The sequence below is a fragment of the Ferrithrix thermotolerans DSM 19514 genome (assembly GCF_900128965.1).
In the GTDB taxonomy this organism is placed as follows: Bacteria; Actinomycetota; Acidimicrobiia; order Acidimicrobiales; family Acidimicrobiaceae; genus Ferrithrix; species Ferrithrix thermotolerans.
The window spans coordinates 1-12905 of sequence record NZ_FQUL01000050.1; the positions used below are offsets into that span (position 1 = coordinate 1).

General features: G+C 49.7%; 9 protein-coding genes. 3 read left to right on the forward strand and 6 right to left on the reverse strand.

What is annotated here, in order from left to right; translation table 11 throughout:
• The 3 genes from BUA24_RS10840 to BUA24_RS10850 all read right to left on the reverse strand — a co-directional run.
• A partial coding sequence (locus BUA24_RS10840) for a S53 family peptidase (protein ID WP_245790465.1) occupies window positions 1-1214 on the reverse strand: 1214 nt, incomplete at its 3' end.
• 271 nt (window positions 1215-1485) lie between these two features.
• Entirely contained in the window at window positions 1486-2550 is a 1065-nt protein-coding gene (locus tag BUA24_RS10845) for a hypothetical protein (RefSeq protein WP_143146532.1), read from the reverse strand.
• A gap of 134 nt (window positions 2551-2684) precedes the next feature.
• The gene (locus BUA24_RS10850; RefSeq protein WP_072792432.1) at window positions 2685-3650 is read right to left on the reverse strand and encodes a potassium channel beta subunit family protein; all 966 of its coding nucleotides are present in this window, start codon (window positions 3648-3650) and stop codon (window positions 2685-2687) included.
• Window positions 3651-3812: 162 nt separating this feature from the next.
• On the opposite strand from BUA24_RS10850, the gene BUA24_RS10855 reads away from it, so the two are divergent.
• Window positions 3813-5855: an acetoacetate--CoA ligase gene (locus BUA24_RS10855; protein WP_084660447.1), complete on the forward strand. Its 2043-nt coding sequence runs from the start codon at window positions 3813-3815 to the stop codon at window positions 5853-5855.
• Window positions 5856-5922: 67 nt separating this feature from the next.
• On the opposite strand, the gene BUA24_RS10860 is transcribed toward BUA24_RS10855, so the two are convergent.
• Window positions 5923-6321, reverse strand: a complete 399-nt coding sequence (locus tag BUA24_RS10860) for a hypothetical protein (protein ID WP_072792434.1) — start codon at window positions 6319-6321, stop codon at window positions 5923-5925.
• 46 nt (window positions 6322-6367) lie between these two features.
• Window positions 6368-7105: an HAD family hydrolase gene (locus tag BUA24_RS10865; RefSeq protein WP_178138812.1), complete on the reverse strand. Its 738-nt coding sequence runs from the start codon at window positions 7103-7105 to the stop codon at window positions 6368-6370.
• Between the two features lie 85 nt (window positions 7106-7190).
• On the opposite strand from BUA24_RS10865, the gene BUA24_RS10870 reads away from it, so the two are divergent.
• On the forward strand, window positions 7191-8678 hold the full coding sequence (locus tag BUA24_RS10870; protein ID WP_084660448.1) for an amidase family protein: 1488 nt from the start codon (window positions 7191-7193) through the stop codon (window positions 8676-8678).
• Between the two features lie 83 nt (window positions 8679-8761).
• Here the strand turns inward: BUA24_RS10870 and BUA24_RS10875 are convergent, their stop codons facing one another.
• Complete coding sequence (locus BUA24_RS10875; protein ID WP_072792442.1) at window positions 8762-9556, reverse strand: thioesterase family protein; 795 nt, start codon at window positions 9554-9556, stop codon at window positions 8762-8764.
• 369 nt (window positions 9557-9925) lie between these two features.
• Between BUA24_RS10875 and BUA24_RS10880 the strand changes: the two genes are divergently transcribed.
• On the forward strand, window positions 9926-12223 hold the full coding sequence (locus tag BUA24_RS10880; RefSeq protein WP_143146533.1) for a DEAD/DEAH box helicase: 2298 nt from the start codon (window positions 9926-9928) through the stop codon (window positions 12221-12223).
• The last annotated feature ends 682 nt before the right edge of the window (window positions 12224-12905 follow it).

Sequence of the window (12905 nt, forward strand, 5' to 3'; positions counted from 1 at the left end):
GACACAAACGTGGACTGTCCTTGAGCTGCCGACTCCAGATACGCTTCGTTGAAGGCTGCAGCATAACCCGACGACTCCTGGTAAGCGTTGACAGACGCTTGAATCGCCGTCTCGGACTCACCCCAAGAGGCAGAGATTGAGCCAGCTGCATCTTGTGATGCCGCCTTGAAGAAAGCGTCAACAAATCCGTAGTCGGTGTTTGGAGCTTGATACACTCTCACTGTTGCATCTGGAGCTATAGATCCCGACTGCTCCACATCCAGCGTCGTCTCATCTGAGCCAGCGTTCAAGCTGACAGGACCAGCTCCTCCGTTTACGTTTTCAAGTTGAATACGTGACGGTGAAGCCGGTATCCCAGTCGCTCGCCAAAACGTCTCTGGGACAGATGGATCTACGCTTGCAAGGGTTACGATTCCAACCGTTTGTCCCTGACCCAGTGCACCGTCTTGCTGCAGAGGCGTCAGGTTGTAGTGACTTACAAAGAACGACGGTAGATGCTCGTTGGGACCCAGGTTGATAGAGAGGCCAGGCGTTGCGGTATTGGGCTGAGCCTGGGTTTCTGAGGTGCTTTGGGCACCAACAGCTGGAAGAGCTTGAGATACAAAGGGCTGGTAGTTGGTAAGTCCAAGAATCGCCACTATGTTCGAAGCAAGATTCCCTGGCATCATGGGATTCGTCTTAGATCCGTAGTAGGTCCTTGTGGTTGAACTACCCGTAAGTGTAGCCGAAGGGGTCTTGAGGTTGAAGTTGTCAAGCAACACAGATAATGCATGATCAAACTGCAACGCCGTGCCCTCCGCAACTACTACCAGTCTGTCTGGATAGGCATGAGAGTAAATCCCATATGTGCCTAAGTAGTGTTTCAGCATGTCGATATAGCTCATGCTTTGACCGTACATCTGAGCAAACTGCCAAACCTTCAGATACGGACCAGTCCATCCATTAGACACTTGGTTTTCAAGCATCGATAGGTTGTTCGCCTTTAAGATGAACGATACCGTCATTAACTGAGCGGAACTTGTTTGACCAACAGGCGTTGCATTAGCTATCACTGCCGCACCAATACCTTGTGGCACCGACTGAAGCGAACTAGAAGCTAACGCTGACTCCGTCAGTGGCGCCGCTGAAGTGGCCCCAAGTGCCACCATCGATCCAAGGGCAAGACCCACACCCAACTTGGTAGTGATCTTGCTCCTTGAAGCTTTCAGCTTCAATTTCTTCAAAATACCTCTCCATTCACTTATTCGACATCGACACCGCCCGTGCGTCAATCCGTGACAACTGATGACAGAAGACAAAGTCATCATCACAAGGAGTGTCAGCCTTACGCTATCATAACCCAGCTACCTTTATGTGTAGATTCACATGTAAATTACAGTTATTCATCCTAACTTTGCCCTTCCAAGGCCATTAGTACAATTGGAGTGAGTGTCAGTAACTATCCGTGAGATCTGAATGCTGTATTCGTTTAGGCAAAGATTGAAGCTAGTTACGTAGAAACACAGCCACAAAGTCACGCCAAAACGGCGAGAGGTAGTGAGAGGCGGGAAAATACATCGCCGGACTTAGATTAGACCCAACTGCTCCTATGCCTTGCTGGTAGGTGTAGGTTGCGAAGTTAACCCAGTCAGGATTGATATCTAGCTGCATAGCCCTTACCGCACCAGCCCACTGAAGCACCTTGGCCAGCATGTAAGGGGAGAGACCTGGACCTCCCACCCAGATCAGATTACCCCCTGCTGTAATTCCCACACCGGAACGCCAGGTTGCAAGCAAATTACCTAACGAGTAGCCCCACGTAACCAAAGGATTCACCTGCGTCTCCGGTGATATCGACCCATTATCAATTAGCAAAGTTAGGTTTTGTCGGACCGCATAGACCTGACTGTTCATCTGAACTTCAGGTCCCCATGACCCTATGTTCAAGGTACCGTTGTCGTACTGAACAAGCGAGGCTGCTCCGTAACGTAGAGGAATAGCAGTAGTTCCAGCTTCATAAAACCCTCCATTGGCGACCTGAAACTGAAAACCCCCTTCGAAGGCTGCAACGAGCTGGCTCTGTAGGGATGGAGCAACGTAACCTTGATATGGAAAACTCCCCTGCGGCTGAGTTGTACCTGCATATATGGAGAGCGAGGCGTTGGTCTGGTCTATCCACGCCACGCTGACCGTAGTGGCGCCAGGATAGGGAGTAACAACTGTATCAAAGACAACTGCTCCGCCTAGACCTCGTTGACCAACTGGGCTCCACTCCCCCTCATAAGAAGGCGCTTGTGGAATCATTGGTGAGAGACGTCTTGGCGCTGGCCAGATCTGCGCATCAGGAGCGAGAATCGGATGAGAAGACAGTACCGGTGAGCGATCGTTGAAGATACGCCCCATCACAACGACATCGCTACCGTAGTTCGTAAAGGTGAGGTAGTTGGGGGTACTTACTCCTAGACCTTGGGCGAACGTGATGGTCGAGGCAACCAAGCACAGCGTGAGAAACCTCTTCACAAATCCCGTTTTCAAATCCCTTGCAACCGCTAAGAATAGTGCTAAGTTCACTCTAAAAAAGTATCAGAAGGACAAGGTTATCAGCCCAAGCGCGAGATGATAGTACAGTTACATTACAGGCTCTACTTAGGAAATATCGTTAGTGTTCTTTGACCCCAGGTAGAACCTGTAAAGATGCCTACCTGCTAGTTAGAACCTAAAATGTGATCGATCTTGGTCATGAATGTGTCATCGAGCCTGGTAGCGACCTCGGCTGCTACCATGTTTTCCCTAACCTGCTGTGGGGAAGAAGCACCGGTTATGACAGTCGATACGTTGGGGTTCTTCGTGCACCAGGCGATGGCGAGTTGAGAAAGTGTGCAGTCAAGGCTGTCAGCAACGGTCTTTAGCTCCCGAACCTTTCTATTTTTCTCTGGATCGGTCAAGGAGGCTCTGAGCCACTCGTACCCTGGTAGAGAAGCTCTTGAGCCCTCGGGGACGCCATCTATATACTTTCCGCTCAAGAGACCCGAAGCAAGAGGGCTCCAGGTAGTAAGACCCATTCCATAGTCCTCATAGAGGCGCCTGTACTCCACCTCTACTCTCTCGCGGTAAAACATGTTGTACTGGGGTTGTTCCATCACCGGCTTGTGAAGATGGTGTCTCTCTGCGATCTCATACGCTGCCCTAATCTCTTCAGCGTTCCACTCCGAAGTGCCCCAGTAGAGAGCCTTGTGGGATGCGACAAGCTCGTGCATAGTAAAGACCGTCTCTTCGATAGGTGTCTCTGGATCAGACCTGTGGCAAAAGATCAAGTCAAGATAGTCCAGTCCAAACCTGTCCAAAGAGGCGTTGACCGCAGAGATCAGATACTTACGATTTAGCGTGTTTTTGGTGTTTACACCCTGTGTTATCCCCCAAAAAAACTTGGACGATACAACAAAGCTCTCCCGATCCCATCCGAGCCTCCTAAACGCCTCCCCCATAATTCGCTCTGACTCACCACCCGCATAGACTTCAGCGTTGTCAAAGAAGTTCACTCCAGCGTCGTAAGCAACGGCCATCGCCTCAGCGGCCGCCCCGGTATCAACCTGCGTACCGAAGGTGACCCACGATCCAAGGGATAGCTCGCTTACCTTTAGCCCCGACCTACCTAATCTGTTGTACTTCACCTACACCCTTTCTCAACTAACTAATCTCCAACTACCTTAGCCTCAAGAGCTAGATAGTTGTACATTGAAACTACAAAGTTAGGGCCTTCGGCAACTACGCGAGGTATAAGACAAGAGATAAAGTACCATTAATGGTCCAGGTGTACTCCACTGAAATAACAGATGGAAAGGAAGATCCGCTTGACTCAAAAGGCAAAGACATTCCATAAACCGTCACAGTACGACCTTAACTCCTCCAATATCGCCAGGTTCATCGATTACCTAGAGCAGCACTTGGGAAGAGAGTTCCCGAACTATGACTCATTACATAACTTCTCCGTCGAAGAGATGGAGGAGTTCTGGGTACTCTGGTGGAACTACTTCGCCGAGACGAGCAGAGTTACACATCTGTCGCCTAAGTTACAGATTAAACGCAAGCAAGACGTACTCACCTCACGAGATGCAGAGAGAGCTAGATGGCTGTCTGACTCCTCGTTTCGACTCAACTACGCACAGCTTGCACTGGCTTGTGCAAACGAGAGTGAAGCTGTGGTACAGATTGATGAGGACGGCAAGACTACTTCCTACACAAAGGAGTCGTTAGCAAAGTTGGTTGGACGAGTCGCCAACCAACTAAAGCAAGTTGGACTTAGCAAGGGTGACGTGGTTTGCGGTTACCTTACTAACTCCGTAGCATCTTTGGTAGGACTGCTGGCCACAGCATCCATTGGTGCCATATGGTCCTCGTGTTCTCCCGAGTTTGGAACCAGGGCCGTATTAGATCGATTTGCGCAACTCTCTCCCAAGTTTCTACTGGCCACAACTAGCTACCGCTTTAACGGCAAAAAATTCGACAAAGAAGAAAACCTAAAAGAGATCATAAGAGGACTTCCATCGCTAAAGGCGGTTATGCTGACAGCTTTGGAGGACGCCAGAGATGCTCACTCATTAGCCAGCCTAGCTGCCTTTGAAAGGACTGTGCTGTGCTTTGAAGACGTTATAAACTCTGGTGACCACGATATGTTCTTTGAACCAATGGAGTTCTCCGACCCACTTTGGATACTTTTTTCTTCGGGAACTACAGGTCTACCAAAGGGGATAGTTCAAAGCCACGGTGGGATCGTCTTCGAACACTCCAAAGTCTTATCTCTTCATCTTGACCTTGGACCTGGCTCTAGGTTTTTTTGGTACACGACGACCGGTTGGATGATGTGGAACTTCCTCGTCTCAGGAGTACTAACAGGCGCTACCGTACTTCTTTACGATGGATCACCGACATACATTGAGGTAGAGCACACCTTTAAAGTTTGTGCTCAAAACCAAGTCACCCATTTAGGAACTAGTGCTCCTTACCTCGCATCTTGCATGCGATCACAGGTAGATCTCGGTAAGCTCGGGCTGGAAAGTGTAAAGACGATTGGATCCACCGGTGCTCCACTCACAGGCGACGTATACCACTGGGTTTATAGCCACCTATCGTCAGATGTCTCTCTAGTATCGGCAAGCGGTGGCACCGACCTCTGCACCGCCTTTCTTGGATCATCTCCTCTGCACGAAATAAGAGAGGGAGAGATATCGTGCGCAATGCTGGGTGCAGATGTGGCGGTCTTCGATGACAAAGGTGACGAGGTAGTAGATCAAGTCGGCGAACTCGTGATCAGAAATCCGATGCCTTCAATGCCTTTATATTTTTGGAACGATCACGATCGGTTACGCTTGCATGAAGCCTACTTTGCAACGTTTGAAGGTGCATGGAGGCACGGAGACTGGGCGGAGAAACGCTCAGATGGAGGTTACATCGTCTATGGCAGGTCGGACGCGACCCTAAATCGCGATGGAGTCCGTATGGGTACAGCTGATTTTTACGCAGTAGTCGAGGGAGTCGCTGGAGTCAAAGACTCTTTGGTTGTGGATACCTCTGGTTTCGAAAAGAACGGTCGTCTCGTGCTCTTTGTGGTCACAGACGCTAGAGAACTCGACTCCTACTTGAAAGAAACGATTAGAGATGCCATTCGCCGAGAACTCTCACCTCGCCATGTGCCCGACATAATCGAAGCTATCCAATCTGTACCTCGTACGATAAACGGCAAGAAGATGGAGGTTCCGATACGAAAAGCATTTGGTGCCACTTTTCTCCGTGACGCCGTCTCTGAGGGCTCAATGGCCAATCCAGAGTCCATCGAAGATCTACAAACAGTGATTGATAGGCTAAAGCTACAACGATAGCAATGTAAGTGCGTCTCACTTAGCTTCTATAAGGGGGCACAAGGTTCGCTTAGCGACTCCTTCATACCTAGGACCCTTGAGAGTTCGACTCAGTATCGTCGATCAGACCCTTGGCACGACCTTCCTGAATTATTGGAGTCAAGACCTTGTTTGCGTTTTTGAACTGAACTACCGCAGCTATAACCGCATAGAGACCCACGAGCGCCAAAAAGGACTGCAGAATCCCAAAGTGACCTAAAAATACTCCGGTTACAAGTAGAGCCAAGAGAAGAAAAAATATTGTGTACATAGGTGCCTTGTACTTCAAAGTCCGCTCGTAAAGTCTTACAAGGTGCCAATACTCGTTCTTGTCAAAGGTAGTGGCTCCAGCGTCTAGCTTGTCTTTCAAGTCATCTGGAAATAGTCCGTCGGCTATCCACCAGTTCGGTCCGAAGTACTTAGTTCTCTTGCTTTTTTCCGGTCGCACAACTATAGATCATAGTCTCGCTTTTTATACAGTTTCGATAGATGATTTACGGCATCACATTCGCTGCTGCGAGCAGCTCCGGGACTTTAGCAAAGCTGCTCACTCGTCCCAAGAACGACCCTGAGACTGGCAGCGGAGGTGTCGCATCATCAGAATGGATCCAGATAGCCCTCATCTGATAGCTGATAGGGGCAGCAACTTCCCACTCCCAGTTGTCCCCCACCATCACCGCATCTGTTGGCTCGCATCCAAAGCGACCAAGAACCATTCGATAGATCTCCCAGTCAGGTTTTCCCACGCCAATCTCGCCCTCTATAAATATGGCGTCAAAGAAGTTATCAAGGTGAAACCTGTTGACTTTTGTTCGTTGTGCATCACCTTGACCGTTGCTCACTAAGGCTAAAGCTACGCCGGCCTCCTTTAGTATTTGTAGTGCCACAGCGTTTTCAGGAGGAAACAAGAGTGACTCTTCCCGCAGCCTCGAGAACTCATCAACCAGTACATCAATAACCTCGTCGTCTTTATCCACACCAAGCACATCGAAGGCTTGGAGAACAAAGTACCTACGAGCCTCCCTCATCCTAAGACGCCCCCACTCGGAGAGGTTCTCGTCTTGCCAAAACTTATGACGCATACTGACTATGGCCTCTGCCAAGGCGTCACGCACCGAGGCAGAAAAGATCGAAAGTGCCCCAACCACTTCTCTCCAAAGTTGATCTGCGTAGGGGCGATGAACAACGATCGTGTCGTCCATGTCACACAGGACGATCTTTATTGGTGTCAAACTACTTACTCCCTTCGTTGTTCTTGAATGAACTTGTTTTTGTGGTTCGTATCTTCTTCTGCCTTCTTTCCCATAGTCTGGATCCATGTCTCCTCAAAACTCTAACCATTTTCGCAGCCTCACCTCGATCGAACAGCTACAAAGTGACCTACTAAATGGGTCCATGACGGTCGGAGACGCCTTCGAGGACTGCGTATCCTTCATCAACGAGACTAATGCGACCTATAGATACCTAACCTACCTAGATGAGTGCGCACTTAGCAGTTACGAGAGATCTCGCGTAAGTTCAGAAAAGTTCGAACAGCGCTCTCTGCTCGACGGTGTTGCAGTATTGGTGAAAGACAACATCGATAGCGCTGACATGCCGACCACCGCTGGATCACTAGTTCTAGCTCAACTTCCTCATCCACGCTCCGACGCTCCAGTCTTGGCAGCTTTGCGCGCTGCGGGCTGCATCGTTATGGGCAAGGCAAACCTCTCTGAATGGTCTAACTTCCGAGGATCAAACTCCATAAGTGGCTGGAGTGCTGTTGGGGGTCAATGCGCAAACGCCTTGAACCCGCGCCGTTCTCCAGGGGGATCGTCTTCCGGATCGGCGGTAGCGGTTTCCTTGGGCGTTGTACGAATTGCAGTGGGAACAGAGACCGATGGTTCTCTTATGTGCCCTGCATCCTTCAACGGGGTGGCGGCTCTAAAGCCTACCCACGGAGTCCTTTCCACTAAGGGCGTCGTACCCATCGCCAAAAGTCAAGATACCGTTGGTCCAATCGCACGATCCATCCTCGATCTTTCTCGCGCCTTTATCACAATGGCAGGCCTCAAAAATCCATTTTCCTTGTTCGATTCGATAAAGGAGTACACCAAAGAGACCTTTGAAACTACCAAAACTCCCCGAATCGGCGTCGCCAGCTCATCGCTGTTTGGATATCATGTACGCACCGACGAGATCGTTAACGCTACCCTCAAGGAACTTAGTAAGAGGCTAGATGTAGTCTATGACTGTGATAGCGGTGAACGTAACGCCCTAAGAGTCTCGAGCGAACTCGAGTATGAGGTGCTTCTTAACGAGTTTGCATACGGCATCGAGGAATACTTAGCTTCGCGATCCTTACCGAGTCACGTCACCGGTCGAGCCCTGAATTGGCTCGTAAACGAAAATCGGGCCTTGAAAGACAAAGAGATGGGGCTATTTGGCCAGGAACTGTTTGAGTCTGCGCTTGAGAGACCGTCAGACCTGTCTTCCCTGCGATACCTTCAGGCGTTAGCTACAAACAGATCCAATGCTATAAGACGCCTCGACCGGGCTTTTTCAACTTATAGTCTCGATGTTATTGCGGCTCCTACGATCAGTCCAGCCCCACTAATAGACGAAAGGCTAGGAGACTTTGTCTTAGGTGCTGGATATTCAATTGCGGCGGTGAGCGGGTATCCGTCGCTAACAATGCCGGTTGGAGATATCGATGGTCTACCGGTAGGACTTCTCCTTATCGGTAAACCCAAACAGGAGATAGAGCTTCTATCCATCGCAGCAGTAATCGAGGATTTCATCGCCTTCGAGCACAACGGCAGTTAGGTTCTAACTATGTGCATATATGTCCGACTATCTAGAGCCAAACAAATGACTCAAATGTGATGATCTCCTTGTTGCAACATCTGTCACTCTCCCCTTTGCTCAACAAAGAGCGTGTGGGTAGAGCGCCCAAAGCTTCCAGATCCGTCAAACATCTCCGTCGTTGTCAATCCTGCCCCTAGGGGTCCAATAGCTGTCTCAGCTGACATTCCCAGCCACTCTCCTTCTGGCTCTCGCAAAAGCGCAACGGTCATATCGACTGGCACAAATATATTCTCGTTGAAATTCAGAACCGACGATACTCCATTGGCAGAGTCAAGCATTAGAAGTAGACGAGCGAAAGGAGATGTATTCTCACCTTCTATGAGTGGAAACCTTGGTCTTGACCAAACCACCGCAGGACCAGGGTCGTCAAAGCTACCCGAGACAAAGCGCCACTGCATCGAATCGATATACGGTACCCGATCTCTAGAGGGAAAGTTTACAACGGTATCCCTTTCAGGCAGGTCCACACTACCTATAGAGGTACTGAGGATGGACTCCTCGGTATCGCCCCTCCGGAACCTCCAACATACCCCTCGCATCGCCACTCTATCGCCCTGGTATACAACCCCTTCCAAAAGCTCTATCCGTTTACCCCAACGCAGCATCGATACCCGGACGGTCATCTTATCAAGGAGGACTGGACCGAGTAGCTCTACAGTAAAACGGGTTATGAAGCTATCGATATTCGTCTTGTACCGAAAAAACTGCTCCCCTAAAAGCGCTATCGGAGGCCCCCCGTGTTGATGTTTTGGATTCCACGGCCCTATGCAACGCTCTGTGGGTTTAAAAGTGTTTTTTTCGAGGGCCTCATAAAAAAACGGACTGAACTCATTCATCTCCTGAAACAATCTAGATCCAATGCGAAGCGGACAGTACTTTCCACCTCGTCCAAGCCAAAGTAAAATACGCAATCTACGGATCGAAGAACTAGACAGCAAACCAAAGTTGTTGCGGCATCAAGTAGCTACAGGTGGAGCGCGACTCATCTGAGTCATGCTTCAAATGGACCGTCTTAGCGAGTCTTGATCTTAAAACCCTTTGTCTGTGGCTAGGTCGTATGTCTGTGGATAGGTCCTACCGAGATATAGAGTAGACCACGATGACCCTCAACCTGCCGTTCTCCCTGTCTCCAAAGCTTCTTATGGGGGTCAGGTTTGTCAGCTAGAGGAAGAGCTTCCCCAAGGGATGTTGATCTAGGTGAAAGGTTGGCCAGATTTGCCGACTCCGTAGGTATCTCTCCCCAAGGTGCAACGGAGCGAGACGTTCAGACAGACCACCAGAGCGACGATCCTGTAGCCTATCTGAAACGGATCGGATTTTACCACGACAATATAAAGGCAGAGTTTAAAGAACCCAGAAGAAATCCGGTCTTTGAAGACCTAGGCGGATTTCCAAAAGCCATAACTAAGTTCCTAAATAGGAAGAACCTCACTCTGTACCGCCACCAACGGGAGGTTGTAGAACATATGCGGGCAGGAGATAGTGTCGTACTGGCCACTCCAACTGCTTCAGGCAAGTCACTCGCCTTCAACCTCCCAACCTTTGAGAAACTGCTAAAGGATCCCGCAGCAACGGCCCTCTATCTCTACCCCACAAAGGCGCTTGCGCACGACCAAGTCGACTCCATCCGGCAGATGATTGCCTCAATGGAACTGACCTTTGACATTTCTGTGTACGACGGGGACACTGAGTCTTCGGAGAGATCCGCCATTCGAGAAAGTGCGCGCATAATCATCTCTAATCCCCACGCAATGAACCTATATCTAGGCTGGCCTAAAGGATGGAAACGATTTTTAGCCAATCTAAAGGTGGTCGTAGTCGATGAGTCCCACGTCTACGGTGGCGTCTTGGGATCACATGTCTCCCTGCTACTTCGCCGCCTTAGACGCCTTATAGCGGAGTCAGGTGGTTCCGAACCTCAGTTCCTCTTAGCCTCAGGGACTATCGGTAATCCTCGACAGCACGGCGAGCGCCTCGTAGGCAGAAAGTTGCACCTAGTAGATTCGGACGGATCTGCTCGAATGCCGAGGACGCTGATTCTCTGGGACGCACTTATGTCGCCTGACCTAGCTGTCACCACGCAGTCCGCTCTCTTGGTTAGGCACTTGGTCAGAGGTCGTAGGAAGGTTATAGCCTTCTCCGACTCTAGGCAATCCGCAGAACGACTAGCCAGGCAGGCATCTGATAGAGCAAATATAGTTTCAGCCTATCGAGCAGGGTACCCTGCCGCCACGAGGAGGCAGATCGAGAGCCAGCTAAGAGACGGTGCAATAAAGGCGATATCTTCAACATCTGCTTTAGAGGTTGGTATTGATATCGGGTCGATAGATACGGTTGTGCTAAATGGATACCCTGGGTCTATTGCGTCACTGCTTCAACGAGCTGGGCGCGCTGGTCGCATGGGGCAAGAGTCTCTTATAGTCCTTGTTCTTGGAGCCGATCCAATCTCCCGGTACTTAGTCAAAAACACGGTCAATCCCTTCGCCTTTCATCCTGAAAGTGCGGTCGTTGAACCCGGGAACCTATATGTACTTGAGTCTCAGCTACCTTTGATAGCCAAGGAAAGACCGATAAATCTAGATCGGGACAGTGCCTTCTTTGGTGAAAGACTTCGAGCGGCGGTCGACGGGGGCATCGAGAAGGGGGCGTTAGTAAGCGACGAAAACGGAGAGATTAGTCCGAAGTTCAAGATGCCTCATCGATATCACAGCTTTATAGTCAGCTCTGGACCAAGTTATAAGATCCATTTTCACGGTCGTAAAGACGTAAGGAGCCACGAAGAACAGATCTCGAAAGAACAAGCTCTTAGAGAAGCCTATCTAAAGGCAATATTTCCTCATCAAGGTGTGCTGTATCGGGTCAAAAAGGTGGACCACGAAAAGCGTGAGATACATGCTTACATTGAGACCCAGCAAGCCTTTACTGTAGCTCAGACACTAAAGACGGTTACACCGAAGACGCTACTAAATAAACGCCAAGAATCACGGCACCTTACGCTGACCCTTGAAGAGGTCCGAGTAGTGGATCAGGTCCTAGGGTACAAAGAGTTCTCTGGATCCCCTCCGGTTGAAAAAAAGGGTCGGGTCGTAGGTCCGTCCTCCTCATTTGACACCTATGCAGTAACTGCTCGATTTCACCCCGATGGTGCCTTCAGATCTCTATCTCCTGACGATCTGTTTGAAGGCATACATGCGCTAGAGCACGCAACGACTAAAGCCGTCTCCTTGATCGCAATTGCTGCGTCTCAAGATGTAACTGGGATCTCCTTCAAGGGAGACGAGTACCCTCGCTTTAGTCTTTATGAACAAACTCCTGGGGGTAGCGGGATCACTGAAGCAATCTTTGAAAGATGGAGGGAGCTCCTCGAAGTTGCGTATCGAACCGTCGACACCTGCGAGTGCACTCGGGGTTGTCCTATGTGCATATTAGATCCTTCATGCAGAGATGCGGAGCTATCAAAGGAACACTCTTTAGTAGTTCTAAAAGCTTTGGTTGCACCATAAAGACGAGAACTAGACGGATCTCCTTACAAGCGACGTTTCAGTTGGATCTCACCGTAGTAACTGAGCAATACAACGTCCATATAAGGCAAACCTTCAAGGCCTTATCTACCTCACCGAAACCTTACAGTATTATGCCTATGACATTAGGACCCAAGGGACAAAGATGAAACTACTCACGATACGGGACACGGTTCACCCTTAGAACGAGGAGAATATAGGTACGGGTGAAACGGAAGAACAGAAAACTAAGCCTAGAACCACCGACCGACTCTGCAAATTAGTCCCCCAAGACTGAAGAAAGTGCCCCCTGAGCTTATACAAGAGGTGTAGAAAAGCATCCCATACGGCCAACCAATGAGAACGCTTTCTGTGAGAAAACCTTATCACACGCCAAAGGCTATCGAAGTAGCCTGAGTCGATGAGAATCTTGTCGCTAGTGTCCCTAGCCAAAGTTTCGCTGTGAAACAGGAATTTTCAAGTTTCGGCCCCTGTTGAACCCACTATACACCTACTCTTTAGAGGAAAAGGCAATGACAATAGCTAAGCAGATATCGAGGAGCAACCCAAGCGGCGAAAGATTCACAAGGGTCCAAGAAGCGCACCGGCCGTAGACCAACCTACGTCGTCACGTTGAGCGATGAGGATAAAGAGTTCCTCACCTCCGTCATCGCCAAACGTAACG

Excerpts from the sequence above, each read along its gene's own strand:
- BUA24_RS10855 (WP_084660447.1), top strand. The coding sequence starts at position 3,813 with ATGGAAAGGAAGATCCGCTTGACTCAAAAGGCAAAGACATTCCATAAA.
- BUA24_RS10870 (WP_084660448.1), top strand. The coding sequence starts at position 7,191 with ATGTCTCCTCAAAACTCTAACCATTTTCGCAGCCTCACCTCGATCGAA.
- BUA24_RS10875 (WP_072792442.1), bottom strand. The coding sequence starts at position 9,556 with ATGAATGAGTTCAGTCCGTTTTTTTATGAGGCCCTCGAAAAAAACACT.